The sequence below is a fragment of the Actinotalea alkalitolerans genome (assembly GCF_023369855.1).
Taxonomy (GTDB): domain Bacteria; phylum Actinomycetota; class Actinomycetes; order Actinomycetales; family Cellulomonadaceae; genus Actinotalea.
Genome location: NZ_JAMBPP010000011.1, coordinates 23,926 through 48,763 on the forward strand (window position 1 = coordinate 23,926; position 24,838 = coordinate 48,763).

Genomic DNA, 24,838 nt, shown 5'->3' on the forward strand with positions numbered 1-24,838 from the left:
CGCAGTCTACGGTCGTCCGACCGTCGAACCCGTCAGGCGAAACGCGACATGAGGGTCTGGACGCTCGCCACGTAGCGGCGGGTGTCGGGGTACATGCCGTGCTTCTTGACCCCCGCCTGCCCCTGGTAGTAGCTCGCGATGGCGGTGGGCAGGTCAGGGCTGGTGTCGACGAGCCGACGCAGGATCGCGACCCCGGCGGTGACGTTGTCCGTCGGGTCGAGCAGGTTGAGCTGACGTCCGACCAGGTCCGAGGCCCACTGCCCCGAGGACGGGATCACCTGCATGGTGCCGATGGCGTTGGCGGGGGAGACCGAGGTGTGGTTGAAGCCCGACTCCTGGAAGGCGATCGCCTGGGCCAGGGCGGGGTCGACCCCCATGTCGCGAGCGGTCGAGACCACCAGGGCCTGCATCTGCGCCTTGCTGGGCACACCCATGTCGAGCAGCGTCGCCTTGTTCTGGTTCGCCGAGGACACGGTCGCCTCGGGGTAGGTGCGTCCGGCGAACGTGTTGCCCACCAGGGTCGTCGGAGCGGGTGTCGCCACCGAGGTGCCGGGGATCGTGAGGTTCTGGCCGATGCGGATCATGGCCGAGGCGTTCAGGCCGTTGGCCTGGATGATCGCGCTGGTGGTGGTGCCGTAGGTGATGGCGAGGCCCGAGACGGTCTGGCCGGCGGTGACCGTGTGCGTGCGTGCCGCGGCGGCGGGTGCCACCGGTGCGCCGGCGGTGGGTGCTGCGCTCGGCGCGGCCGAGGCGCCGGGGATGGTCAGGCTCTGGCCGATCCGGATGAGAGCGGCGTCGTTCAGGCCGTTGGCCTGGATGATCGCGCTGGTGGTGGTGCCGTAGGTGGCGGCGAGGCCCGAGACGGTCTGGCCGGCGGTGACTGCGTGGGTGCGCGGGCCGGCCGGGGCGGTCGCCGCGGGGGACGCGGCGCTGGCTGCCCCCGCCGTCGGGATGGACAGTGCCTGACCGACGCGGATCATCGCCGAGGCGTTCAGGCCGTTGGCCTGGATGATGGCCCCGGTCGTGGTGCCGTACCTCAGGGCCAGCGCCGAGACGGTGTCACCCGCGGCGACGGTGTGGCTCGCGGGGGCGGCTGTCGGTGCGGTCGCGGGCGCCGTCGCGGTGGCCGTCGGGATGGACAGCTTCTGCCCGGCGCGGATGCTCGCGCGCTGGTCCAGCCCGTTGGCGGCGACGATCTTCTGGACGGTGGTGGAGGTCCGCTGCGCGATGTGGCTCACCGTGTCGCCCGGCTGAACCGTGTAGTCCTGCGCCGCAGCCGGTGTGGCGCTGCCGGTCACCGACGCGACCGCGAGGGCGAGCCCGACCCCGGTACCCCCGGCTGCGCGGCGGACGTACGGGCGTGCGGGTGTGCGCTCGGCCACGGAGGGCGTGGTGCGCAGGGCAGCGTCGGTCATGGTCCGTCCCAGGGTGCTCGTCCGTGCAGGCAAGTGCTCGAGTGTGGCGGGTGGTAACAGTGTGACTGGTGTGACAGAAGTGAAACCTATCGGACCGCCGGTGGCTAGTGGAACCCCTCTGGGGGGCCGTAGCGGGTGAGTTCTCCGACGCAGCGCAGCGGATCGGTGGGCCCATCGCCGTCAGGGTCCTACGCTTGCCTGGTGACTGAACTCGATGCCCTGGTCCCCGAGTGGCTCCCGCTCCCCGACGTCGCCGACCTGCTCGGCACGGACGTCGGTCGCGTCCGACGCCTCCTTCAGGAGAGCCGGCTGCTGGCCGTCCGGGTGGGTGAGCGGCGGATCCTCAGCGTGCCGCGTGCGTTCCTGATGCCCGGCACCGACGGCAACCACCAGGTGATCCCCTCGTTGCAGGGCACCATCCAGCTGCTGATGGACGCGGGGTTCGCCCCGGAGGAGGCCATCACCTGGTTGTTCACCCCCGACGACTCGCTGCTCTCGCTCGGCACGGGTGAGACCCGACCTGGCACCCCGGTCGAGGCCCTGCAGGCGGGGCACAAGACCGAGATCCGGCGAAGGGCGCAGGCTCTGGCGCTCTGATCGCCCGGCACTTCCGCCGTCCGAGCGGCCGCACCCAGGTCAGGAGGTGCGCTCGACCGCCGCGCGTCCCAGCGAGACGAGCATGCCTCGCCCGGGTTCGGCGAGGTCTGCTGTGCGCAGCATCTCCAGTGCGGGCTCCGACAGCTCGCTGATGAGCCGCTCGACACCCGCGACGGCGCCGCTGCGCTGGATCGCCTGCCGCAACCTGGAGACGTCCTCCTCGGACAGGTCCAGGCGTCCCAGCGACTCCTGGACGAGCAGGCGATCGGCCTCGTCGGCGTGCTGCATCACCCGTGCGACCAGCACCGTGCGCTTGCCCTCACGCAGGTCGTCGCCGGCCGGCTTGCCCGTCGTGCGAGGGTCGCCGAACACCCCGAGCAGGTCGTCGCGGAGCTGGAAGGCCTCGCCGAGGGGCAGGCCCACCGCTCGGCAGACCGCGAGACGTTCGGTGTCGGCGCCGGCCAGAGCAGCCCCGAGGCTGACCGGGTGCTCGATGCTGTAGCGGGCGGACTTGGAGCGGATGACGGTCCTGGCGCGCGACTCGTCGGCGACCGGGTCGGTGCCCCAGGGGAGCACCTGGCCCAGGACGTCGAGGAACTGGCCCGCGGTCACCTCGGTACGCATCCGGTCGAAGACCAGCGCAGCGGAGGCCCGGGTCGTGGCAGGCAGGTCCCGGAGGGCGCGGGAGAACTCCCGCTCGGAGGCGATCAGGGCAAGGTCTCCCAGCAGGATCGCCGCGGACACCCCGAAGTGCGGGGCCTCACCCGTCCACCCCTTCTCGGAGTGCAGACGCTCGAAGCGGCGGTGCGCGGTGGGGTGCCCGCGCCGGGTGTCGGAGTTGTCCATGACATCGTCGTGGAACAGTGCTGCCGCCTGGAACAGCTCGAGCGCGGCGCCGACCCGCAGGACCTCCTGCAGGCCCGTCACAGAACCCTCCGCGGAGGGGGACGGGCTGTGGGCACGCCAGGACCAGTAGCAGAACGCGGCCCTCAGACGCTTGCCCCCGGACAGCATGCTGCGCATCGCGCGGGTCAGGTGGTCCGCATCGGGACTCAGCGAGGACAGCTCGGCCGCGAGCCCGTCGACGTGCTCGGTGAGGAGTGCGTCGACCTGCGCGCGCACCTGCTCGACCTCGACCAGGGGGACCACGGCGTTGTCGGGGCTGATCACGCCCTCACCCTAGACGGACTCAGCCCTGCGACCGGATGCGCCCACCGATGCTCACGGTCCGGCCGCTGTCGGTGTCGAGCACGCCGATCGACACGAGCTCGTCCCCACCCGATCGGGTGAAGGTGGACTCGACGGCGAGGTCGCTCTGAGGACTCGTCTCCGGCAGCTCGGCGAAGCCCGCCGCGGTGAGCGCGTCACGGTACGTGGTGAGGATCTCGTCGCTGCTCATCGCAGTCCGCAGGTTCAGGCTCACCTCCTGGACGTCGGCGTCACCGACCGGGACGGCAGACGTCACCAGGATCACCGCGTCCTGGGGCAGCGGGAGCAGATCGACCGGGAACCCCTCGACCAGGCTGCCCACCTCGGAGTGCTGGTCGGGGGTCGGGGCGACGAGGGTCTCGTCAGGTGCCTGCTCAGCCGGTTCCTGCTCACGCGCGGTCGCGGTGGTCTGCGGTGACTGGTCGACCGGTTCCTCGGGGGTCGCGGCGCATCCGGTGAGGGCGAGGAGGAGGACGCTCAGACCCGTCACGACAGCCCTCGTCCGCTCCGGGCTGCGGGGGCACCCGGCCGGGATCTGCCGGGCCCTGGCCATGCCTCAACCGTAACCCGTCGACCCGGTGTCCACAGACCTCACACCCCGGGTGAAATCCACAGCATGACGGCCCCCGCCGACCGCGGGGAGCGGCTCCGCGATGACATCAGATCATGGAGACCACCACCCTGAGAGTCGGCGAGCCCCGCGAGCTGCTCGCCCTGATCCCCTTCCAGCTCGGATTCGCGCCACGCGACAGCGCCGTGGTCGTCAGCCTCCGCAGCCCACGGCGTCGTGTGGGACTGGTCGCACGGGTCGACCTGGCGGACCTGACCGATGCGACGGACGGGCCGCAGGTGGCTCGCTCGTTGGTGACGCACCTGGTCTCGGACGGCGCGCGCAGCGCGGTGGTGGTCGTCTACACCGACGACGACCTCCAGTCCCGCGACCAGGACGAGGTCGCTCCGCGCGGTACGGCCGTCGACCCGCCCCACGGGGTGCTGGCGGCGTACGCCCTGCGGGAGGCCGGGGAGTACTTCCTGGGCGAGATGGAGTGCTGGGTCGTGGGACCCCGCGGCTTCTACAACCTCGAGTGCCTCGACCGCGCGTGCTGCCCGCCGGGCGGACGTCCGCTGCACGAGCTCCAGTCCACAGCCGTCGGGGCTGAGATGGTCCTGCGGGGTGCGACCGTCGCGCCGTCCCGGGCTGACGTGGGGCGGATCGAGATGGCCCCCGCTGCGGCGAGGCGCTCGGCCCGGCGTTCCGGCTCACGATGGGCCGCCCGCGCCAGGGCCGCGGTCGAGAGCAGCGAGCTGTACCGCTGGCGCTTGGAAGGGCTGCAGCTCTGGCGGCACGAGCTCGACGCCGCACGACGAGGGTCGGAGACCTGGACGGTCCCAGGGACCACGGCGCTCGGGCGCCTGCAGGCCGCGCTCGAGGACGTGCTGGTGCGCGACGCGGTCTTGCTCAGCGTGCTGCCCGGGCCGGCCAGGGTGGGCGAGCGCATCTTGGTCGGTGACGCGGGCGAAGAGGTCGGTGAGGCGTTGCGGGCACTGACCGACCCGAGCGACGGCACACCCCCCGAGGAGGACGTGAACCGCGCGGCCCGGCTGGTCCTCGAGCAGGTCGTGGCGCACGGGGTGCGGCGTGGGCACGGTCCGGCCCTCACCCTGCTGGGTGTCCTCGCGTGGTGGGAGGGGGACGGCGCGCGTGCGGGAGTCCTCGTCGAACGTGCGCTCGCGGCTTCGCCCGGCTACCGGCTCGCACTCCTGCTCGACGAGGCGCTCAGCGCGGGGATGCCCCCAGGCTGGCTGCGTCCGGGGCGCGAGGAGCCCGCGGGAGGGCCGGGGGGCCTGTGATCCGGTAGCGTCGACTGACACCGGAGCCGATGTCGGGTCGTGCGCCCAGAGGAGGACAGATGACTGTCGTGGTCGGATACGTCGCCACACCCGAGGGGCGCGCGGCACTGGCCGCCGGTCGTCAGGAGGCGGCAACCCGCAGCGCGAGGCTGGTCGTCGTCCTGAGCGAGCGGGGTCACCGTTTCGGCTCGGACCAGGTGGATCTCGGCACCCAGGAGGACGAGCTGCGTGAGCAGCTCGACAAGGACGACCTCCCGTACGAGATCCGCCAGACCAGCCGGGGTCGTGACGTGGCGGACGACCTCATCAGCACCGCCACCGACACCGGTGCGCAGCTCATCGTCATCGGGCTGCGCAGACGCAGCCCCGTGGGCAAGCTGATCCTGGGTTCGAACGCTCAGCGGATCCTTCTCGACGCGCCCTGCGCGGTGCTCGCTGTCAAGCCGCAGCCCACCTGACCTGGGCGGTCGCCGGTGCGGGGTGCGTGAGGAGATGCCCGGGCCCGGCGCGCGAGGAGTGCCGGACCAGCGAATCGGGCAACCTTTGGCGGGCCCCGGACGTTACAATGTCCGTCTACTCCCGAACACTCTTCCGAGCCTGGCGCTGCCGAAAGGTTCTCTGTGTCATCCATGCCCCCACGCACTGCGCTTCCCCGTGAGTTCGAGCACCCTGCCCTGCAGGAGCTGATCCGCCGCGGGAGCACCCACGGATCCGTCGACGGGGACTCGCTGCGCCACGCCTGCGAGGTCGCCGACGTCGCCACCCCACGGCTCAAGGCCGTGCTGCGCGGCCTCGACGAGGCCGGCATCACCGTGGTGCAGACGACCGTCCGCTCGACCGTCGCTGCCGCCACCGCACCCCGGTCGGCCACCGCCACCGCCAAGGCCCCTGCCCCCCGGACCGCGAAGGCCAAGGTCGCTGCACCGGCCGCCGCCGAGGGCCTCGAGGAGGCCCCTGCGGCCCCCAAGCGCCGCCGTGCTGCAGCCCCTGCCGCCGGCGCTGTCAAGAAGCCGACGGCCAAGGAGGCGCGGGCCGCGCAGGCCAAGGCGGACGCCGAGGCCGGGTCACGGGACACCGAGCCCGTCGAGGAGGACCTCGCGGTCGAGGTCGACGTGACCACCGGCGACGTCATCGCCGCCGTCGCTGCCGGCGCGAAGCCCGAGGAGACCGAGGACGCGGGGTTCACCTACTCCGACGCCGACGACGACGACGCACCTGCGCAGCAGGTCGTCACGGCAGGTGCGACGGCCGACCCGGTCAAGGACTACCTCAAGCAGATCGGGAAGGTCGCGCTGCTCAACGCCGAGCAGGAGGTCGACCTCGCCAAGCGGATCGAGGCGGGTCTCTTCGCCGACGAGAAGCTCGCTGCACCCGGCAAGCTCGAGCCGAAGATGCGCCGTGAGCTCGAGTGGATCGCCGGAGACGGGCGACGCGCCAAGAACCACCTGCTCGAGGCCAACCTGCGGCTCGTGGTGTCCCTCGCCAAGCGGTACACCGGTCGCGGGATGCTCTTCCTGGACCTGATCCAGGAGGGCAACCTCGGGCTCATCCGTGCCGTGGAGAAGTTCGACTACACCAAGGGCTACAAGTTCTCGACGTACGCCACCTGGTGGATCCGTCAGGCGATCACGCGTGCGATGGCGGATCAGGCGCGCACCATCCGCATCCCGGTCCACATGGTCGAGGTCATCAACAAGCTCGCCCGTGTCCAGCGGCAGATGCTGCAGGACCTGGGCCGCGAGCCGACACCGGAGGAGCTCGCCAAGGAGCTCGACATGACCCCGGAGAAGGTGGTCGAGGTCCAGAAGTACGGACGCGAGCCCATCTCGCTCCACACCCCGCTGGGTGAGGACGGGGACTCCGAGTTCGGCGACCTGATCGAGGACTCCGAGGCCGTGGTGCCCGCCGACGCGGTGAGCTTCACCCTCCTGCAGGAGCAGCTCCACCAGGTCCTCGACACACTCTCCGAGCGTGAGGCAGGGGTCGTCTCGATGCGGTTCGGTCTGACCGACGGTCAGCCCAAGACGCTCGACGAGATCGGCAAGGTCTACGGGGTCACCCGTGAGCGGATCCGCCAGATCGAGTCCAAGACGATGTCCAAGCTCCGGCACCCGAGCCGATCCCAGGTCCTGCGTGACTACCTCGACTGAGGCGGGGATGCGTCGGTCGACCGGGCGCAGGCTGCGTCTGACCCGGCAGAGCAGCGGTCTGCTGCTGCTCTGCCTGGCGGTGCTCGCGGCGCTGGCCATCGGTCTCCTCGGCTGGAGCGAGGGCGTGGTCGACCCATGGCTCGCTCTCGTCGGGGGCGTGGGTGTCGGCGTCGGGATCACCTTCGTCGTCCTCGACGCGAGGTACGCGCGTCGCGTGGCGGCCCTCAGGGCCCAGGAGCCTCGCGACCAGCGCTGACGGCTCACGTACATGCCGGTGCGCCGGTGAGGGATCGCCTCGGGCTAGCTCGCCACGCCGGTGAGCACCACGACGAGCCAGATCCCGGTGGCGGTCAGGGCGAGAGTCAGCTCGACGAGGAGCCCGAGGGCCGTCGCGCGCAGGGCGACCCCCGCTGTGCGCCGTGCGGCCCGGGCGTCCTTGAGCCGGAGGTGCTCGGTCAGGTAGAGGGTCGCGGCGAAGAACAGGAACAGCCCGAGCACCGGGATGACGAAGAAGCCGACGATCCCGGCCAGGCCCGACAGGATGAGCGAGCGGTTCGGGACACCGACCGCCGAGACCTGCTTGCCGGTGATGACATAGGTCGCGGCGACGCCCACCGCCAGCAGGGCGAGCATCACGACCAGGACGGCCCAGCCGATGCCCGAGCCGGTACCGATCGCCCAGACCACCGTCGAGACCGCGATGAGCATCGATCCGGGCAGGATCGGCACGATGATGCCGACCAGACCCACGAGCATCGCGAGCCCGCACACCACCGTCAGGACGTCGATCGACTCAGCCTTCCACGCGAGGGAGCCGCGGGACGTGCGGGAAGCCGCGGCATGACGAAGGGCCCGCGCCGCGGTTCGCGGTCGGGCCCTTGGTCATCTGATCGTGCTCGAGCCCGGTCAGCGCGCGTTGGCGCCGGCCCCGTGCTCCTCGAGAAGGCGGTCGGTCTCGTCCTGGACGAGGGTTGCCACGTCTGTGAAGGCCGGCGCGTGGGCGCGGGCGTGATGGGCGCAGAACAGCAGCTCGCCGTTGGCCAGAACCACGCGGACGTAGGCCTGGGCGCCGCAGCGGTCGCAGCGGTCAGCTGCGGTGAGCGGGGAGGTCGTCGTCGTTGTCACCCCCCCATAGAACCACCCCGGGGGACCTTCGGCCTTCTTGGCGGTGCCAGGTTCGCTCACCGCGTAGCCCGTTCGGCCCAGCCCCGCCGGCCGAGCCCGACACCGCAGGACGGATCCGCCGCCGTCACGCCAGGGCGCGCAACGCCTGGGCAGTGGTCCGCGCTCGTCTGCCGGAGCCGGTCGACGGTGTGCGGCATGGCACCCGGACCGCACCGTCGGGACCGTCTAGGCTCGACCACCGTGACCAGCACGCTCCCCGAGTCCTCCTACACCGCCCGGCACCTCTCCGTCCTGGAGGGCCTCGAGGCGGTCCGCAAGCGACCGGGCATGTACATCGGGACCACCGACTCGCGCGGGCTCATGCACTGCCTGTGGGAGATCATCGACAACTCGGTCGACGAGGCCCTCGGCGGGCACTGCGACCGGATCGAGATCGTGCTCCACGCCGACGAGTCCGTCGAGGTCGGCGACAACGGGCGGGGCATCCCGGTGGACGTCGAGCGCAAGACGGGACTGACCGGTGTCGAGGTCGTCTTCACCAAGCTGCACGCGGGCGGGAAGTTCGGCGGTGGCTCCTACGCGGCCTCGGGCGGTCTGCACGGAGTGGGCGCGAGCGTGGTCAACGCACTCTCCTCACGTCTCGACGTCGAGGTGGACCGTGGTGGCCGGACCCACCGCATGACCTTCCACCGGGGTGAGCCCGGCCAGTTCGACGACAGCGTCCGACGCGGGCCCGACGCGCCCTTCACCCCTTTCATCGACGGCTCCGAGCTGGCCGTGGTGGGCAAGGTGGCACGTGCCAGGACCGGGACCCGGGTGCGCTACTGGGCAGACCGCCAGGTCTTCCCCCGGTCTGCCGTCTTCTCCTACGACGAGCTGATCTCCCGCGCACGCCAGACGACCTTCCTGGTGCCCGGCCTGACGGTCTCGGTGCGCGACGAACGTGGGCTGCCAGGGACCCCGGGTGCCGACGGCCCGCACGAGGAGGTCTTCGTGCATCACGGCGGGACGGTCGACTTCGTCGACTTCCTCGCGCCGGACGTCCCGCTCACCGAGACCTGGCACCTGACCGGCTCCGGGTCGTTCACGGAGACCGTGCCGGTGCTCGACGACCGGGGCCACCTCACCTCTCAGGAGGTGACCCGTGAGTGCGAGGTCGATCTCGCGCTGCGATGGGGCAACGGCTATGACACCGAGGTGCGCACCTTCGTCAACATCATCTCGACCCCCAAGGGGGGGACCCACCTGCAGGGCTTCGAGCAGGCCATGCTCAAGACCATGCGCAAGGCCGTCGAGACCAATGCGCGTCGGCTCAAGGTCTCGACGAAGGACAACGGCGAGCGGATCGAGAAGGACGACGTCCTGGCGGGCCTGACGGCGGTCCTGACGGTCCGGTTCGCCGAGCCCCAGTTCGAGGGGCAGACCAAGGAGGTCCTGGGGACCGGCCCGGTGCGCGGCATCGTGGCGAAGGTCGTCGAGTCCGAGCTCAACGCCCTCCTGTCCTCACCCAAGCGTGACCACAAGACCCAGACCTCCCTGGTGCTGGACAAGATCGTCGCGGAGATGCGCGCCCGGCTCTCGGCGCGCAAGCAGAAGGAGATCTCGCGGCGCAAGAACGCCCTCGAGACCTCGGCGCTGCCCTCGAAGCTCGCGGACTGCCGCAGCGACGACGTCGGGCGCAGCGAGCTGTTCATCGTCGAGGGGGACTCGGCCCTGGGGACGGCCAAGCTGGCCCGCAGCTCGGACTTCCAGGCCCTGCTGCCCATCCGCGGCAAGATCCTCAACGTCCAGAAGGCCTCGATCTCGGACATGCTCAAGAACGCCGAGTGCGCTGCCATCATCCAGGTGATCGGTGCGGGGTCGGGCCGCAGCTTCGATCTCGAGGCCGCCCGCTACGGGAAGATCGTCCTGATGACCGACGCGGACGTCGACGGCGCCCACATCCGCACGCTGCTCCTCACGCTGTTCTTCCGCTACATGCGACCCCTGGTCGACGAAGGACGGGTCTACGCGGCGGTGCCGCCCCTGCACCGCGTCGAGGTGATCGGCGCGGGCTCGCGCAAGAACGAGTACGTCTACACCTACTCCGAGGCCGAGCTCGCCTCGACCCTCAAGAAGCTGCAGCGTTCCGGCAAGCGGTACAAGGAGGACATCCAGCGCTACAAGGGTCTCGGGGAGATGGATGCCGACCAGCTCGCCGAGACGACGATGGACCCGCGCCACCGCACGCTCCGGCGGGTCACCGCCCAGCACGCCGCGGCCGCGGAGAACGTCTTCGAGCTGCTCATGGGATCCGAGGTGGCGCCGCGTCGGGAGTTCATCGTGGCGGGAGCCGCACAGCTCGACCGTGCGCGCATCGACGCATGACCCGGATCGCCTAGGTTGGTGCTGTGAGCACGTCAGAGCCGATCGCCGTCCGCGCCAACCCACCCGCGGTCCTGGATCTGCCACCGGTTCACCTCGAGCTGACCTGGCGACCACTGAGCATCCACGACGCCCCGGCGTTGGCGACGCTGGTCCAAGCGGTCGAGACCGTCGACCGTTCCCACCGCCGGACCTCGCCCGGTGAGGTCGAGCAGCTCCTGCGGGGTGAGTGGAAGGACCTGTCCCGGGACAGCCTCGGTGGCTTCGACGACGGCGGTGCCCTGCGGGCTTTCGCGGTCGTCGAGGTCCGGCCTGGTGACGAGAGGACGCTGCGAGCGTTCCTGACCGGGGCCGTGCACCCGCAGTGGCGTGGGCGGGGCATCGGTCGGGCAGTGCTGTCCTGGATGGAAGGACGCGGCCGGCAGATGCTCGCCGCGTCGGGCAAGGACCTGCCGGCCCGGCTCGCCGTGTACGTGGACGAGGCCGCCAGGGACCAGCGCAGGCTCTACGCCGCGGCGGGGTTCAGCCCTGTGCGCTGGTACCGCGACATGCGACGGGACCTGCGAGCCCCGGTCACCCCGCCGTCTGTCCCCGAGGGGCTGCGGATCGTCCCCTGGTGCCCGAGCCTGGACGAGCGGGTCCGACTCGCGCACAACGAGACGTTCGCCGACCACTGGGGGTCCGAGCCGCAGACACGGGAGACCTGGAAGGCGCACGGTGGGCACTTCGCCCCCGACTGGAGCTTCGTGGTCGTGGACGAGCGGAGCGGGACCGAGGAGGTCGCCGCCTACCTGCTCTCCGGTCGCTACGAGCAGACGTGGGCCACGCGTGGCTACTCCTACGGCTACACCGAGCTGCTCGGCGTACGGGAGGCGTGGCGGTCCCAAGGACTGGCCATCGCGCTGCTGGCCAGCGCGATGCTCGCCTACCGGGCCGACGGCATGCAGTACGCGAGCCTGAGCGTGGACACGGCCAACCCGTCCGGGGCCCACGACCTGTACGCCCGGCTCGGCTACGAGGCCACCCACGGCGAGGTCCTCTACAGCGTCGAGATCTAGCGCGTCGGCTCGAGCAGCCACTCGGCGAGGTCGGGGTGAGCGCTGGGGCCCTGACCGCAGATGCGGACGTGCTTCCCGCGAGCCTTGCAGGAGGTGATGGCGGCGCTGAGCATGAACGTCACCGCCGGGTGACGCTCGTCGAAGCCGGCAGCCAAGCAGCGTCCGGACGAACGCGATCATGCCCTCAGGCACGTGGCCCCGTCGACGCCGCCCCGTCCGACTGATCCCAGGTCAGCCGACGGTGTGCACCGGTGCCGAGAGGGCGACCCCCGAGCCGTCGCGCCGCGGATCGACGGCTGGAAGGTCGACGGCCTGACCGGCGGACCCGCTCGCCCGCGCGGGCGAGGGGCCGACCCACGCCAGCACGACGGCGTCCTCGCCACGCAGGAAGCGCTGTGCGCGGACCCCGCCGGTGGCCCGCCCCTTGGCCGGGTAGACCTCGAGCGGGGTGACCTTGGCCGACCCCGCCTGCATGCCGGGCAGGGTGGCTGAGGCGCCGGCGATCGTGACGACCACGGCCCCGTCCGTACCGACCTCGGTCGGCGCCACCGCTCCGAAGAAGACGACCTGCTGACCGGCGGTCAGCTTGATGCCGGCCATCCCGCCGGCGGCGCGGCCCTGGGGTCGGACCGCCGAGGCGGGGAAGTGCAGCAGCTGGGCGTCGGAGCTGACCAGCACGAGCTCGTCCTCGTCGCTCACCGCTGCCGCGCCGACGACCTCGTCGCCCTCGCGCAGTCCGATCACCTCCCACGCGGCACGGCTCGGCGCAGGCTCTGCGGCGACCCGCTTGACCACACCCTGGGCGGTGCCCAGCGCCAGGGTCGGTGCGTCAGGGGCGAGGGCGACCAGGGTGAGCGCCCTCTCTCCTGGCGCGAGGTCGAGCACCTCCGAGACCGGCACACCTCCGGACAACGACGGAGGGCCGTCGGTCGGCGGCAGCCCGGGCAGGTCGAGCACGGGCAGCCGGAGGACCCGTCCCCTCGAGGTCACGGCCCCCACGTCCCCGCGGGTCGTCGCAGCGACGTGGGAGACCAGGACGTCGTGCGAGGAGCGCCGCCCGTCACGCACGGGCGGGCTGCCGTCGGCCGTGCGGGCCAGCAGCCCGGTGCCCGAGAGCAGTGCCCAGCACGGCGCGTCGGCGACCTCGAGCGGAGCCGCCGCGGTGGTGACCGAGGAGCCTGCGGACTCCAGGAGGATGGTCCTGCGCGGCGTGCCGAAGGTCGTGGCAGCAGCGGCCATCTCCGAGCTCACCACCTCGCGCAGCATCGCCTCGTCGGCGAGCACCGCCTCGAGCTCGGCGATCTCAGCCCGCAGCTGGGTGGCCTCCTTCTCGAGCTCGATCCGGGAGAACTTGGTCAGCCGGCGCAGCCGCAGCTCCAGGATGTACTCCGCCTGGGGCTCGGACAGGTCGAAGACCCCCCGCAGCCGTTCGCGGGCGACGTCGGCGGTGTCCGAGGTGCGGATGACCTGGATGACCTCGTCGATGTCGAGGATCGCCACCAGGAGCCCCTCGACGAGGTGCAGCCGCTCGCGCCGCCGGGCCAGCCGGTGGCTCGAGCGTCGTCGCACCACGTCGAGCCGGTGGTCGACCCACACCTCGAGCATCTCGCGCAGCCCCAGGGTGCGGGGCTGGCCGTCGACGAGGGCGACGTTGTTGATGCCGAAGGAGTCCTCCATCGGCGTGTAGCGGTACAGCTGCTCGAGGACTGCCTCGGGGTTGAAGCCGGTCTTGACCTCGATCACCAGCCGCAGCCCGTGCTGGCGGTCGGTCAGGTCGACCACCGAGGTGATCCCGGAGAGCTTCTTCGCCTGCACGCCCTCCTTGATCTTCTCGATCACCTTCTCGGGGCCCACGAGATAGGGCAGCTCGGTGACGACCAGCCCCTTGCGCTTGGGGGTGACGTTCTCGACCTTGACCGTGGCACGGGTGCGGAAGCTGCCGCGTCCGGTCCGGTAGGCGTCGCGGATCCCCTCGAGCCCGACGATCTTGCCGCCGGTGGGCAGGTCCGGCCCGGGGACGAAGCGCATCAGGTCCTCGAGGGAGGCGTGCGGGTGAGCCACGAGGTGCCGGGCAGCCGTGATGACCTCGACCAGGTTGTGCGGGGCCATGTTGGTGGCCATGCCCACCGCGATGCCCGAGCCTCCGTTGACCAGGAGGTTGGGCAGCGCCGCGGGCAGCACCTCGGGCTGGGTCAGCTTGTTGTCGTAGTTCGGGACGAAGTCGACCTCGTCCTCGTCCAGACCGGTGACCATCGCCATGGCGGGGGGTGCCAGCCGTGCCTCGGTGTACCGGGGGGCGGCCGGGCCGTCGTCGAGCGAGCCGAAGTTGCCGTGGCCGTCCACCAGGGGCAGGCGCAACGAGAACGGCTGGGCCATGCGCACCAGCGCGTCGTAGATCGCGGTGTCACCGTGCGGGTGGAGCTTGCCCATCACCTCACCCACGACGCGCGCCGACTTCACGTGGCTGCGATCGGGACGCAGGCCCATGTCGGACATCTGGTAGAGGATCCGCCGCTGGACCGGCTTGAGCCCGTCGCGCGCGTCGGGCAGCGCACGTGCGTAGATGACCGAGTAGGCGTACTCGAGGAACGAGCCCTCCATCTCCGCCGCGACGTCGATGTCGACGATCTTCTCCTCGACAGCGTCCAGGGACGGGTCGGGAGGGCCGGCAGGTCGTCGTGCCATCGTCGGGGGTGCTCCCTCGGGGTCGGGGGTGGGACAGCGCATCCATTGTCCCCGCTCGCCGGGTGCGCTCCGCACCGACGCGCGGACGACCAACTAGCCTGGCGGGATGCCAGCCAGCACCGACGACGCGCGCGAGCCCGCCGTCACCCCGGGGTACCCGACCCACTGGGAGGCCGACGTCGTGCTGCGCGACGGAGGGACGGCGCACGTCCGACCCATCCGGCGGGGCGACGCAGCCGCGCTGCAGGCCTTCCACGTGGGGCAGTCCGAGCGCTCGACGTACTTCCGCTTCTTCGCGCCGCTGTCCAGGCTCCCGCAGAGCGACCTCGACCGGTTCACCCAGGTCGACCACCACGACCGGGTGGCGCTGGTGGCGGTCTCGAGCCAGATGCCCGACGGCGCCGAGGAGATCGAGCCCGGACGCGACGTCGACCAGGACGAGCGCATCATCGCGGTGGGCCGGTACGACCGGACCGACGCCGAGACCGCCGAGGTCGCCTTCAACGTGGCGGACGACCACCACGGTCGAGGGCTGGGCTCGGTGCTGCTCGAGCACCTCGCCGCCGCGGCCCGAGAGCGGGGCATCAGCCGCTTCACCGCGGAGGTCCTGCCCCAGAACGGCCAGATGATCGGGGTGTTCCGCGAGGCGGGGTACGTCGTCGCCCAGCACCTCGACGACGGCATCGTGTCGGTGTCCTTCGACATCGACCCGACCGAGCGGTCGCTCGCGGTGATGGCGGACCGCGAGCACCGCGCCGAGGCGCGCAGCGTGCAGGGGATCCTGGACCCGAGGTCGGTGCTCGTCGTGGCCCGTGCCGACTCCGCCCGCTCGACAGGTCCAGGGGGTGCTCGGACAGGCCTCGCGCAGGCGGTGCTCGACCACCTGCTGGCCGGTGCCGACGCGCCGCACGTGGACGGTGGGCCTGCCGTCCACGTGGTCGGGCCGCTCCGAGCACCCGCCCCCGCCGAGCAGTGGGACGAGATCGCACAGGTGCCCGGCCCGGTCGACCTGCTGGTCCTCGAGGTGCCAGCCGCCTCGGCGGCAGCGACCGTCCGCCAGTGCGCGCGGCTCACCCCGCGCGCCGTGGTGGTGCTGAGCAGCGGCTTCGCCGAGACCGGGCCCGACGGCCTGGCACACCAGCGTGACCTGGTCAGGGCAGCCCACGCCGCCGGGATGCGCGTGGTCGGTCCGTCCTCGTACGGGTTCCTCCGCCGGTCGCAGGGCGCCGGGTCCGCGCTCAACCTCTCGCTGCACCCACGGATGCCGTCGGCCGGCACGGTCGGGCTCTTCTGCCAGTCGGCCCCCCTCGCCGTGGGCATGCTCGGTTCGGCGCGTCGTCGTGGGCTGGGCCTGTCGACCTTCCTCTCGGCGGGCAACCGCGCCGACGTCTCGGGCAACGACCTCATGCAGTTCTGGACCGAGGACGACCAGACCACGGTGGTGGGCCTGTACCTCGAGTCGATCGGCAACCCGCGCAAGTTCGCCAGGGTCGCCCGGCGACTGGCCTCGACCAAGCCGGTGGTCGTCCTCACCGCAGGACGCACCGGGCACGTCGTCCCGGCCGGCCATGCCGTGAGGGTCACCAAGGCGCCCCGCCGCACCCTGGAGGAGATGCTCCGGCAGGCCGGCGTGATCCGGGTGGACAACACCCACCAGCTGCTCGACGTCACACAGCTGCTCGCCCACCAGCCCTTGCCCGCGGGTCGCAGGGTGAGCGTCCTGGCCTCGTCCGAGCCGCTCGCGGCGCTGGTCGCCGAGGCGGCGGCCTCGGCTGGCCTGATCGTGTCCGACCGCCGCGGGATCCTGGCCGGCCTGGGCGACGACGACGCCGATCTCGCCGCGCTGGACGCCGAGCTGGCCCAGGTCTACGCAGACCCGGCCTGCGACGTCGTCGTCGTGGTCCACGTCCCGACGGTGGGTGCACCCGACCCGCGGATCGCACGCGCGGTCGCCCACGCGGCAGCAGGGTCGGGCCGGACCACCGTCGCCTGCATCCTCGGGCTGACAGGTGTGGGCGCCGATCTCTCGGCCCCGGACGCCTCGGGGGCCGTGTGGACCGTGCCGGCCTACGCGGCAGCCGAGGACGGTGTGCTCGCCCTGGCCGCTGCGGCCCGGTACAGCGCATGGCGCGCGGCCGGCCACGGTCAACCGCTCCATCCCGAGGGGGTCGACCGGCCCCGTGCACGGCGGCTCGTCGAGAGCCACCTCGAGTCCTCCGGCGGTGACGGGGTGTCACTGGCACCTGAGGCCGCCGCGGAGCTGCTGGCGTGCTACGGGCTCGGGGTGTGGCCGACCCGCGTGGTGCGCACCCCCGCCGAGGCTGTCGGGGCGGCCGAGGAGCTCGGCTGGCCGGTCGCCCTCAAGAGCACCGCCGCACACCTGCGGCACCGGATCGACCTGGGGGGCGTCCGGCTGGACATCGGCGGTCCCGCGGCGCTGGTGGACCACCTCGCACAGATGCAGGCCCACCTGTCCGACCTGGGGGTCGACGCCTCCTCCTTCGAGGTGCAGCGGATGGCCCCTGCCGGTGCCGCCTGCGTGATCCGCACCAGCGAGGACCCTCTCTACGGCGCCCTGGTCTCCTTCGGGCTCGCGGGCGATGCGGTCGACCTGCTGGGCGACGTCAGCTACGGGGTGGCGCCCCTGACCGACGTCGACGTCTCGGCGATGGTCCGTTCGATCCGGGCGGCACCCCGGCTCTTCGGGTACCGCGGGCTTCCGGCCCTGGACGTCGAGGCGCTCGAGGAGGTCCTGGCCCGGGTCAGCGTGCTGGCCGACGACCTGCCCGAGGTCCGTAGCCTCGAGCTGCACCCGGTGGTGGTCGCCGAGACCGGTGCTGCTGTGCTCACCGTGCGGGTCGAGCTCGCCGAGGCCGGACGTGCCGACGGCGGACGACGGTCGCTGCCGCAGTGAGGCGGTGGCGCAGCCGTCGGGGCCGGGTGGGCGGGGTCCGGGTGGACCGCCCGCAGACCGAAGGGTGGAAGGATGGGGCCGTGCCCAAGCTGACCACCGATCTTCGCCGGAGTCTGCATCACGCCGGCTACTACCCCGAGCTCGTCAGTGACGTGCTCGACGTCGCGCTCGCCGGGGAGGACGTCGTCGCGCACCTGGTCCACGTCGAGACGACCTTCGACGCCGCCGAGGTGCGCCGCCACGTGACGGTGCTGGTGCTGACCGCCACACGCCTGGTCGTGGCTCACGTCGACGACCACCCGGCCGACAGCGAGCACCCCTCGGCCAGTGCCTCCGCGACCACCGAGGCCGTGCCGCTCGGGGAGCTGCGCACCGTCGCCCTGACGCACGTGGTACCGGTGCCCGAGAAGCACCGCCCGGGCAGCGTGCCCGCCGAGCTGACCCTCGCCCTGGGATGGGGCGCGGTCCGCCGCATCGACCTCGAGCCCGCGACCTGCGCCGATCCCGCGTGCGAGGCAGACCACGGCCTGACCGGCACGAGCTCCCCGGACGACATCGTCGTGCGGGTCTCCGCCCAGGCCGAGGGGGCCGACGCGGTGCGTGCGGCAGTCGCCTTCGCGCGTGCCCTGTCGGCGGCGAGCCCGGGGGTTCGGTGACCGCACCGGCAGAGGCCTTCGTCGCCGCGGGCTTCCTGGCACCGGACTACGGGGGTGCCTGCCTCGACGGCGTGCTCCCCGCTGCGGTCGCAGCGCTCGGCGCGCCGCAGGTGCACGAAGGTGCCGAGGGTGCGCGGAGCCGGTTCGGGCTTCCGCGCACGGACCGGGTGTGCGTGGTGCTGGTCGACGGGCTGGGGCACCGGATGCTCACCGAGCGATCGGGCCACGCCCCCTTCCTGCGGTCCCAGCTGCCCACCGCCCAGGTGCTCACCGTCGGCTATCCCTCGACCACCGCCGCCTCGATGGGACTGTTCGGGACGGGGCGCCCGGCGGGACGCACCGGCCTGGCCGGATACACAGTGCGCAACCCGGTCACCGGCCGGCTGGCGAACCTGGTGTCCTGGGAGGGTGCCCCCGCGCCCGCGGACCTCCAGCACGAGCCCTCGCTCTTCTGCTCGGCCGTGGCCGCCGGGATCGAGGTGTGCTCGGTCGGGCCGGCCCGCTTCGCCGGCTCGGGACTGACCGAGGCGGCCCTGAGCGGTGGACGGTACGTCGGTGCCGAGTCGCTGGCCGACCGTGTCGACGCCACCCTCTTCGAGCTCTCAGCCCCCGGGCTGGTCTACCTGTACTGGGGCGACGTGGACAAGACCGGGCACCAGCACGGCTGGCGATCCCGTGAGTGGGGCGACGCGCTGACCGTCCTGGACGCCGAGCTCGCGCGGCTGGCACGGTCGGTACCCCGGGGGACGCTCATCCTGATCACCGCGGACCACGGCATGGTCGACATCGACCCCACCGCGCTGCACGACGTCGCCGGGTCGCGCGCGCTGCGGTCCGGTGTCGAGCTGATCGCCGGCGAACCGCGGGCCACGCACGTCCATGCGCACCCCGGGCGGCTCGACGGGATGGCCGAGCGATGGCGCGAGACCCTCGGCGATGCCGCGGTCGTGGCAACCAGGGCCGAGGCCCTCGACGCCGGGTGGTTCGGCCCTGTCGCGGACCACGTGGCTCCGATGCTCGGCGATCTCGTCGTCGCCGCGACGGGCCGGTCCGGGATCGTCGACTCGCGCACCCAGACGCCGCACTCCCTCGCGCTGAGGGGGATGCACGGTTCGTTCACCCCGGACGAGATGCTCGTCCCGTTGATGGTCGTCGGCTGAGGGAGTCCCCGTGGCAGAGCTCGTCTTCTTCAGCGGCACGATGGACTGCGGCAAGTCCACCCTCGCGCTGCAGCTGGACCACAACCACTCGGCCCGGGGGCGCGGCGGCGTCGTGTACACCCGCAACGACCGGGCCGGCGTGGACGTGCTGTCGTCGCGGCTCGGCCTGCGCCACCCGGCGGTCGAGGTCACGGACGAGATGGACTTCTGGGACGACGTCGTGGTCCGTCGGACCCGTGGGGAGCGGGTCGACTACCTCGTGTGCGACGAGGCGCAGTTCTACTCTCCCGACCAGGTCGAGCAGCTCGCCCGGCTGGTCGACGAAATGGGGGTGGACGTCTTCGCGTTCGGCATCACCGCGGACTTCCGCACCCGTCTCTTCCCCGGGTCGCAGCGACTCACCGAGCTCGCGGACCGTTGCGAGGTGCTCCAGGTGCAGTCGCTGTGCTGGTGCGGAGCACGCGCCACGCACAACGCTCGTACCGTCGGCGGGGTGATGGTCGTCGAGGGGGAGCAGGTCGTCGTGGGCGACACCGACGCCCACCAGGACGTCGGCTACGAGGTGCTGTGCCGACGTCACCACATGCGCCGGATGACCTCTGCTGCCGCGCGGGCGGTGTCACCCTCGCCGCAGACACTGGCCTTCTAGGCGAGGGTCTGACGACGGGCGTCCTGAGCGACCGGGTGCCGCGGTGCCCGGCGTGCGGGCGTCACCGCGGCGTGGGCATCACTCCGGTTTGGCGCCGAACACGATCTCGTCCCAGCTCGGGACGCTCGCTCGTCCCTTGCGGGACCCGCGGGAGCGGGCAGGGGGTGAAGGGGCCGGGGGATCGGCGGTCTCGCCGCTGTCCTCGGTGCCCGTCGAGGCCCGGGCGCCGGTGTCAGCGTCAGGCGTGCCAGCGTCCTGGGCGGCGGCGGTCGTGGCCTCGACAGCCGCACGCTGCCCCGAGGGGGGCATGGGCAGGACCGTCGCGTCGACCGCGTCCTGGGGCCGGGAGTGCGGCGGGTGGGCCGCCGGCACCGGGCCGACAGCCAGCTCGGGGTTGTCGAAGTCGAAGGCGTGCTGCGGGCCGAACCCCTCGAACTCCTCGTGGTCGTCGTCGTGCTCGTCGAGGGCCTGGCGGAACCCGCGGCGGTCGCTCAGGTCGTCGAGCAGGGCGTGGGTGGAGTCGTCGGGCTCGGGCTCGGGCGACGAGGGCAGGTCCACCGCGGTGAGCAGCGGACGCAGGGCGTCGTCCACCTCGACGTCGAAGACCGAGCTGCGCACGGCTGCGAGGTGGCGGCGGGGGATCGGTTCGTCGGCGAGCTCGGTCTCGGAGAGCCAGCGGGCCTCGTCGTCGACCGCTCGGACCGACCGGGTCCCGGCGTCGTAGACCCAGCGAGCGCTCCGCTCTGCTGCCGTCGGCCCGCTCACCGTGAACGAGACCTGGACGGTCCACGGCGCGGACGGGGGTCGGAAGGCGTCCCAGGCCAGGGTCGACAGGTCGACACCACGGGTCGCCAGACGATCGGTCACGAGATCTCCGAGCACGGGGGCGCTCGCCTCACGGCCGATACGCGTCGCACGCGCCTGCGCGGCGATGAACTCGCGCTCGGCCAGCACCGGGCCCTCGTAGCGCCGCACCTGCTCGACGGCCATCCCGACGGACTCGGCGACCTCCGCCGCGGTCAGGCCGCTGCGGATGCGGGCCTGGATCTCCCGAGGGGGCAACGTCCCGGACTGCTCGACGCGCACCTGCTCGAGCTGGGGGCGGTCACGCCGCACCGCAGCGCGCAGCGCCTCGTCGATGGGCAGGTGGAATCTCTGCCCGTCCGGTCCTTCGAGGACGACGTGCTCACCGTCCTCGTGCAGCCCTACCAGCTTCAGCTCGCTCATCCGACCTCCCTGACCTCCCCCCGAGGGTGCCACCTGTCCTGCCCGTGCGTGGGGAGGTGGCTCGGTGTGCCGCACGTGCCGATCGCTCGCGAGGGGGTGGCGGTCCGGGCGTGTCCGGCACGACGTCGGGCAGGATGACCGGGTGACGAGCCCAGCACCCGGTCCCCTTCCCGCCGACCCCGCCGACGTCGACCTCCTCGTGGATCTCGCCGAGCACCTGGCTCGCGAGGCCGGCAGGCTCGTGCTCGAGGGCCGCCCGCACCGCCCGGACGTGGCGTCGACCAAGTCGAGCCCGGTCGACGTGGTGACCCAGATGGACCTGGCCTCGGAGGCGCTGCTACGACGGCTCCTGGCCCAGGAGCGTCCCCAGGACGCGATCCTGGGCGAGGAGGAGGGTCTGCTCGTCGGGACCAGCGGCGTGACGTGGGTGCTGGACCCGATCGACGGCACCGTCAACTACCTCTACGGGATCCCGGCCTACGCGGTCTCGGTCGCTGCCGTGGTCGGTGAGCCCGACCCCGCACGGTGGACCGTGGTGGCGGGCTGCGTGCACGCCGTGGCGGACGGACGGACCTGGACGGCCGGCCTGGGACGAGGGGCGTACCTGGACGGGGGGCGTGTCGCGGTGAACGCGGCACGTCCGTTGGCGGAGTCGCTGGTGGGCACAGGGTTCGGGTACCTGTCGGAGCGACGACGGTCACAGGCGAGGGTCCTGGCCGAGGTGCTGCCGCAGGTCCGCGACATCCGCCGGATCGGATCGGCCGCCATGGACCTCTGCACGGTGGCGACGGGCGGTCTCGACGCGTACTACGAGCGGGGTCTGCAGCCGTGGGACCTGGCCGCGGCCTCGTTGGTCGCCCAGGAGGCGGGCGCGTCGGTGGTCGGGTTGCGCGGCGCACCCGCGGGGGAGTCGATGGCGGTGGCCGGACCGCCCGCCACGGCACGGGCCCTGGTGGGGATCCTCGAGGCCCTGGACGCCGACACCGACCGTCTCTGAGGCTCGTCGAGGGACGGTGGACGTGCCGGGTGTGCTTCCGGGCCGCGGATGAGGCACAATCCCCACGCCGACCACTCGGGAACAAGACGCGTGCGCCGTGCATTGACTACGTACCCGGGTGCGCGCGAGCCGCGTGCACCCAACGGATATCTACCCCGACACGGAGTGTGAAACGCCTGATGGCAACGGACTACGACGCCCCGCGCAAGACCGAGGAGGACCTCTCCGAGGACTCCCTGCAGGAGCTCCAGGCGCGGCGCTCTGACAAGAACTCGGGTGTCGTCGACGAGGACGAGACCGAAGCCGCCGAGGGCTTCGAGCTGCCCGGCGCCGACCTCTCCGGTGAAGAGCTCTCGGTCCGGGTGCTGCCGCGCCAGGCCGACGAGTTCACCTGCTCGAGCTGCTTCCTGGTGCATCACCGCAGCCAGCTGGCCTCGGAGAAGAACGGTCAGCCGATCTGCTCGGAGTGCGCTGCCTGACCTGAGGAAGGGACCCCGATCGCCGCGAGAAGGCGCTCGGGGTGTCGGGTCGAGACGATCCAGCTGGGGGTGGGGTCCAGCGGGTCGTCCACCCGGACCTCCACGGCGCCCGGGATCCACGCCCGCAGGCAGACGTACGCGCGGGCGTCCGACCCGGGTCCCAGTGCTGCGCGCAGGCCGTCCTTGTCGAGCACGTCCGCTGCACCCAGCACCCTGACCGGGATGTGCGCGGCACCGGCCCGCAGCTCGCCGGCCTCCACGGCGACCACCGGGCTCCAGACGACCGCCACGACGACGGCACCGGCGAAGGCTGCCGCGGAGACCACGAGAGCGACGAGCCGGTCGACCGGCAGCAGGGCGATCAGCACCAGGAGCGCGAAGCCCACCACGAACGACCAGCCGAGCGGTCCGGGCCAGAGGCGCTCCCGGTACGCACGGACGGTGGACCCGGGGGAGGTGGGGGCGGCGGACGAGTCGGTCATGGGTCAAGCATCCCAGGTCGGGGGGCTAGAGTCTGGGCCCGTGGATCACCCCCGTCCCGGCAGCGCCGGCTCACCCACGCCCGTCGACGTGCTGCTGGTCATGCTCGACGACGGCCTGCCCGAGCCGCGGTACGCCCATCCCGGTGATGCCGGTGCCGATCTGGTGGCCCGGACGGACGTCGTCCTCGAGCCTCTGGGCCGCGCCACGGTCCCGACCGGGGTCAGCATCGCGCTCCCCGACGGCTATGCCGCCTTCGTCCACCCCCGTTCAGGTCTGGCGGCTCGTCACGGTCTGACCATCGTCAACGCCCCGGGGACGGTCGATGCGGGCTATCGCGGCGAGATCAAGGTCACCCTGCTCAACACCGATGCCCACGAGACCCTGCACCTGCGACGAGGCGACCGGATCGCTCAGCTCGTCGTCCAGGAGGTGAGCCGTGCGCGGTTCGTGCGAGCCGAGCGCCTGCCCGGCTCGCACCGCGGCACCGAGGGCTTCGGTTCGAGCGGTGGCTGGCGGGCCCCGACCGTGCCCGCCGCGGGTCCCGACACCGGGCATGACCTGCCGTCCGATGGCGTCTAGGGTCGAAGGGGTGCTTCCGTGCCTGGCACCGTCATCAAGGAGGAAGTCGTGAGCCTGTTCCGGCGTGGCAAGAAGTCTGCCGACGAGCCCGCGGGCGACGCGCCGACCCCATCGGACGAGGGCAGCCCCTCGGTGCCCGAGGGCGGGTCCGTCGTCGCGGGCAGGGAGCGAGGCCCGTGGGACGTCGAGGAGGTCGCCGACCGGGGTCGCCGTGTCGACCTGGGCGCGATCTGGCTGCCCGGTCGCGAGGGCATGGAGCTCCGGATGGAGATCGAGAAGTCCACGAAGATCGTGACCGCCGCGGCGATCGCCCTCAACGGGTCGGGTCTGCAGGTCCAGGTGTTCGCCGCGCCGCGCTCCGAGGGCATCTGGGACGACATCCGAGCCGAGATCGCCGAGTCGGTGACCAAACAGGGTGGCTCGGTCGACGACCTGCCGGGTCCGTTCGGCCGTGAGCTGCTGGCGCGCCTGCCGGTGCGGACCAGCGAGGGTCGCACCGGCCACCGACCAGCGCGCTTCATCGGCCACGACGGGCGTCGGTGGTTCCTTCGGGGGGTCCTCACCGGGAAGGCCGCGGTCGACCCCTCGGCCGCGGCCGAGCTCGAGGCGGTCTTCGCTGACGTCGTCGTCGTGCGGGGCTCGGAGCCCCGGGCGCCCCGCGACCTCCTTCCGCTCCAGGTCCCCGGTGCGAGGCCCAGCGATGCCGTGGTCGCGCCGTCGGCCGTCGACCCGCTGCTCGCCCGCGGACCCGAGATCACCGAGGTGCGCTGATGGGCACCCCCGTGAGCATGCCACCGGGCAGCACGGCAGGCGGTGCCCGCCGGACGTCGCGCCTGCGTCGCGCGCTGCACGGCCTGGTGGCCTCGCAGGCCGAGATCGAGGCCACGGAGGAGCGCAAGGAGACGCACCGCCGGGGATGCACGGCGGTCTCGGAGCTCGAGGACCGCCGTCGGGCCGAGGTCTCGGGGGTGCTGCGCAGCGTCACGCTGCGCCCGCGCCAGACCGTCCCCGCTCTCGAGGCCGAGCTGTACGACGGCAGCGGCAGCGTGCAGGTCGTGTGGCTAGGGCGTCGCCAGATCGCCGGCATCGAGCCAGGGCGCAGGGCCAGGCTCGAGGGTCTGGTCTGCGTGCAGGACGGCCGACCGACGATGTACAACCCGCGCTACGAGCTCAGCCCCCAGGCCGGTGAGTGAGCCGGTGACAGGACCGCCGCCCGGGGCCGACAGCCCTGGACCCCAGG

The 24,838-nt window shown here is 72.3% G+C and carries 24 protein-coding genes and 1 pseudogene; 16 read left to right on the forward strand and 9 right to left on the reverse strand.

All coding sequences use genetic code 11. The features are described 5' to 3' along the window. Positions 1–32 precede the first annotated feature (32 nt). Positions 33–1,415 carry a lytic transglycosylase gene (locus tag M1R94_RS14300; protein ID WP_249382391.1) on the reverse strand — a complete coding sequence of 461 codons (1,383 nt, stop codon included), beginning with the start codon at positions 1,413–1,415 and terminating at the stop codon, positions 33–35. Positions 1,416–1,616: 201 nt separating this feature from the next. Here M1R94_RS14300 and M1R94_RS14305 point away from each other — a divergent pair, with 201 nt between their 5' ends. Further along, positions 1,617–2,012 carry an Rv2175c family DNA-binding protein gene (locus M1R94_RS14305; protein WP_249382392.1) on the forward strand — a complete coding sequence of 132 codons (396 nt, stop codon included), beginning with the start codon at positions 1,617–1,619 and terminating at the stop codon, positions 2,010–2,012. Between the two features lie 39 nt (positions 2,013–2,051). On the opposite strand, the gene M1R94_RS14310 is transcribed toward M1R94_RS14305, so the two are convergent. Together M1R94_RS14310 and M1R94_RS14315 are read right to left on the reverse strand one after the other, a co-directional pair. Next, complete coding sequence (locus M1R94_RS14310) at positions 2,052–3,182, reverse strand: polyprenyl synthetase family protein (RefSeq protein ID WP_249382393.1); 1,131 nt, start codon at positions 3,180–3,182, stop codon at positions 2,052–2,054. A 19-nt stretch (positions 3,183–3,201) separates the two neighbouring features. Then, positions 3,202–3,774, reverse strand: a complete 573-nt coding sequence (locus tag M1R94_RS14315) for a hypothetical protein (protein WP_249382394.1) — start codon at positions 3,772–3,774, stop codon at positions 3,202–3,204. 113 nt (positions 3,775–3,887) lie between these two features. Between M1R94_RS14315 and M1R94_RS14320 the strand changes: the two genes are divergently transcribed. The 4 genes from M1R94_RS14320 (at position 3,888) to M1R94_RS14335 (ending at position 7,478) form a co-directional block, all read left to right on the forward strand. Continuing rightward, entirely contained in the window at positions 3,888–5,072 is a 1,185-nt protein-coding gene (locus tag M1R94_RS14320; RefSeq protein ID WP_249382395.1) for a DUF4192 domain-containing protein, read from the forward strand. Positions 5,073–5,131: 59 nt separating this feature from the next. Then, on the forward strand, positions 5,132–5,530 hold the full coding sequence (locus tag M1R94_RS14325; protein ID WP_249382396.1) for a universal stress protein: 399 nt from the start codon (positions 5,132–5,134) through the stop codon (positions 5,528–5,530). Positions 5,531–5,701: 171 nt separating this feature from the next. Next, entirely contained in the window at positions 5,702–7,222 is a 1,521-nt protein-coding gene (locus tag M1R94_RS14330) for an RNA polymerase sigma factor (protein WP_249382397.1), read from the forward strand. Next, complete coding sequence (locus tag M1R94_RS14335; protein ID WP_249382398.1) at positions 7,206–7,478, forward strand: hypothetical protein; 273 nt, start codon at positions 7,206–7,208, stop codon at positions 7,476–7,478. Before M1R94_RS14330 ends, M1R94_RS14335 begins: the two co-directional genes overlap by 17 nt. A gap of 44 nt (positions 7,479–7,522) precedes the next feature. Here the strand turns inward: M1R94_RS14335 and M1R94_RS14340 are convergent, their stop codons facing one another. After that, positions 7,523–7,978, reverse strand: coding sequence for a DUF456 domain-containing protein (locus M1R94_RS14340; protein ID WP_249382399.1), 456 nt, complete (start codon positions 7,976–7,978; stop codon positions 7,523–7,525). 150 nt (positions 7,979–8,128) lie between these two features. Then, positions 8,129–8,347: a DUF7455 domain-containing protein gene (locus M1R94_RS14345; RefSeq protein WP_249382400.1), complete on the reverse strand. Its 219-nt coding sequence runs from the start codon at positions 8,345–8,347 to the stop codon at positions 8,129–8,131. A gap of 195 nt (positions 8,348–8,542) precedes the next feature. On the opposite strand from M1R94_RS14345, the gene M1R94_RS14350 reads away from it, so the two are divergent. Both M1R94_RS14350 and M1R94_RS14355 read left to right on the forward strand, forming a co-directional pair. Further along, a complete protein-coding gene (locus tag M1R94_RS14350) occupies positions 8,543–10,714 on the forward strand; it encodes a DNA gyrase/topoisomerase IV subunit B (RefSeq protein ID WP_283253434.1) in 2,172 nt (723 codons plus the stop codon). A gap of 23 nt (positions 10,715–10,737) precedes the next feature. Further along, positions 10,738–11,769: a GNAT family N-acetyltransferase gene (locus M1R94_RS14355; RefSeq protein WP_249382402.1), complete on the forward strand. Its 1,032-nt coding sequence runs from the start codon at positions 10,738–10,740 to the stop codon at positions 11,767–11,769. 8 nt (positions 11,770–11,777) lie between these two features. Here the strand turns inward: M1R94_RS14355 and M1R94_RS14360 are convergent. Together M1R94_RS14360 and M1R94_RS14365 are read right to left on the reverse strand one after the other, a co-directional pair. Next, positions 11,778–11,924 (reverse strand): annotated as a pseudogene (locus tag M1R94_RS14360) (putative PEP-binding protein); the annotation flags it as partial. A 76-nt stretch (positions 11,925–12,000) separates the two neighbouring features. Continuing rightward, positions 12,001–14,454: a DNA gyrase/topoisomerase IV subunit A gene (locus tag M1R94_RS14365; RefSeq protein ID WP_249382403.1), complete on the reverse strand. Its 2,454-nt coding sequence runs from the start codon at positions 14,452–14,454 to the stop codon at positions 12,001–12,003. Positions 14,455–14,560: 106 nt separating this feature from the next. On the opposite strand from M1R94_RS14365, the gene M1R94_RS14370 reads away from it, so the two are divergent. From M1R94_RS14370 to M1R94_RS14385, 4 genes are all read left to right on the forward strand, one after another. After that, entirely contained in the window at positions 14,561–17,368 is a 2,808-nt protein-coding gene (locus tag M1R94_RS14370; RefSeq protein ID WP_249382404.1) for a GNAT family N-acetyltransferase, read from the forward strand. A gap of 80 nt (positions 17,369–17,448) precedes the next feature. Beyond that, complete coding sequence (locus tag M1R94_RS14375; protein WP_249382405.1) at positions 17,449–18,024, forward strand: DUF5998 family protein; 576 nt, start codon at positions 17,449–17,451, stop codon at positions 18,022–18,024. Beyond that, positions 18,021–19,184 (forward strand): alkaline phosphatase family protein, encoded by a 1,164-nt coding sequence (locus M1R94_RS14380; RefSeq protein WP_249382406.1) that lies wholly within the window; start codon positions 18,021–18,023, stop codon positions 19,182–19,184. Before M1R94_RS14375 ends, M1R94_RS14380 begins: the two co-directional genes overlap by 4 nt. A 10-nt stretch (positions 19,185–19,194) precedes the next feature. Further along, complete coding sequence (locus tag M1R94_RS14385; protein WP_249382407.1) at positions 19,195–19,833, forward strand: thymidine kinase; 639 nt, start codon at positions 19,195–19,197, stop codon at positions 19,831–19,833. A 78-nt stretch (positions 19,834–19,911) separates the two neighbouring features. Here M1R94_RS14385 and sepH read toward each other — a convergent pair whose 3' ends face one another. Further along, positions 19,912–21,060: a septation protein SepH gene (gene sepH / locus M1R94_RS14390; RefSeq protein WP_249382408.1), complete on the reverse strand. Its 1,149-nt coding sequence runs from the start codon at positions 21,058–21,060 to the stop codon at positions 19,912–19,914. Between the two features lie 142 nt (positions 21,061–21,202). Between sepH and M1R94_RS14395 the strand changes: the two genes are divergently transcribed. Next, positions 21,203–22,057 carry an inositol monophosphatase family protein gene (locus M1R94_RS14395; protein WP_249382409.1) on the forward strand — a complete coding sequence of 285 codons (855 nt, stop codon included), beginning with the start codon at positions 21,203–21,205 and terminating at the stop codon, positions 22,055–22,057. A gap of 179 nt (positions 22,058–22,236) precedes the next feature. Beyond that, a complete protein-coding gene (locus M1R94_RS14400) occupies positions 22,237–22,536 on the forward strand; it encodes a DUF4193 domain-containing protein (protein ID WP_199424216.1) in 300 nt (99 codons plus the stop codon). Here the strand turns inward: M1R94_RS14400 and M1R94_RS14405 are convergent. Continuing rightward, a complete protein-coding gene (locus M1R94_RS14405) occupies positions 22,506–23,018 on the reverse strand; it encodes a DUF3093 domain-containing protein (RefSeq protein ID WP_249382410.1) in 513 nt (170 codons plus the stop codon). The genes M1R94_RS14400 and M1R94_RS14405 overlap by 31 nt on opposite strands. Between M1R94_RS14405 and dut the strand changes: the two genes are divergently transcribed. Genes dut through M1R94_RS14420 form a run of 3 tightly spaced genes read left to right on the forward strand, consistent with a single transcriptional unit; the run spans position 23,017 to position 24,791 of the window. Continuing rightward, on the forward strand, positions 23,017–23,598 hold the full coding sequence (gene dut, locus M1R94_RS14410) for a dUTP diphosphatase (protein WP_283253436.1): 582 nt from the start codon (positions 23,017–23,019) through the stop codon (positions 23,596–23,598). The two genes, M1R94_RS14405 and dut, sit on opposite strands and share 2 nt — an antisense overlap. Before the next feature lie 48 nt (positions 23,599–23,646). Next, positions 23,647–24,369 (forward strand): DUF3710 domain-containing protein, encoded by a 723-nt coding sequence (locus M1R94_RS14415; RefSeq protein WP_249382411.1) that lies wholly within the window; start codon positions 23,647–23,649, stop codon positions 24,367–24,369. Continuing rightward, positions 24,369–24,791, forward strand: a complete 423-nt coding sequence (locus M1R94_RS14420; protein WP_249382412.1) for an OB-fold nucleic acid binding domain-containing protein — start codon at positions 24,369–24,371, stop codon at positions 24,789–24,791. Before M1R94_RS14415 ends, M1R94_RS14420 begins: the two co-directional genes overlap by 1 nt. Positions 24,792–24,838: the final 47 nt, after the last annotated feature.

Coding starts and splice junctions, on each gene's coding strand:
- M1R94_RS14300 (WP_249382391.1), bottom strand. CDS start 1,415: ATGACCGACGCTGCCCTGCGCACCACGCCCTCCGTGGCCGAGCGCACA.
- M1R94_RS14315 (WP_249382394.1), bottom strand. CDS start 3,774: ATGGCCAGGGCCCGGCAGATCCCGGCCGGGTGCCCCCGCAGCCCGGAG.
- M1R94_RS14320 (WP_249382395.1), top strand. CDS start 3,888: ATGGAGACCACCACCCTGAGAGTCGGCGAGCCCCGCGAGCTGCTCGCC.
- M1R94_RS14325 (WP_249382396.1), top strand. CDS start 5,132: ATGACTGTCGTGGTCGGATACGTCGCCACACCCGAGGGGCGCGCGGCA.
- M1R94_RS14330 (WP_249382397.1), top strand. CDS start 5,702: ATGCCCCCACGCACTGCGCTTCCCCGTGAGTTCGAGCACCCTGCCCTG.
- M1R94_RS14340 (WP_249382399.1), bottom strand. CDS start 7,978: ATGCTCGTGGGTCTGGTCGGCATCATCGTGCCGATCCTGCCCGGATCG.
- M1R94_RS14350 (WP_283253434.1), top strand. CDS start 8,543: ATGGCACCCGGACCGCACCGTCGGGACCGTCTAGGCTCGACCACCGTG.
- M1R94_RS14365 (WP_249382403.1), bottom strand. CDS start 14,454: ATGGCACGACGACCTGCCGGCCCTCCCGACCCGTCCCTGGACGCTGTC.
- M1R94_RS14370 (WP_249382404.1), top strand. CDS start 14,561: ATGCCAGCCAGCACCGACGACGCGCGCGAGCCCGCCGTCACCCCGGGG.
- sepH (WP_249382408.1), bottom strand. CDS start 21,060: ATGAGCGAGCTGAAGCTGGTAGGGCTGCACGAGGACGGTGAGCACGTC.
- M1R94_RS14400 (WP_199424216.1), top strand. CDS start 22,237: ATGGCAACGGACTACGACGCCCCGCGCAAGACCGAGGAGGACCTCTCC.
- dut (WP_283253436.1), top strand. CDS start 23,017: ATGGGTCAAGCATCCCAGGTCGGGGGGCTAGAGTCTGGGCCCGTGGAT.
- M1R94_RS14405 (WP_249382410.1), bottom strand. CDS start 23,018: ATGACCGACTCGTCCGCCGCCCCCACCTCCCCCGGGTCCACCGTCCGT.
- M1R94_RS14420 (WP_249382412.1), top strand. CDS start 24,369: ATGGGCACCCCCGTGAGCATGCCACCGGGCAGCACGGCAGGCGGTGCC.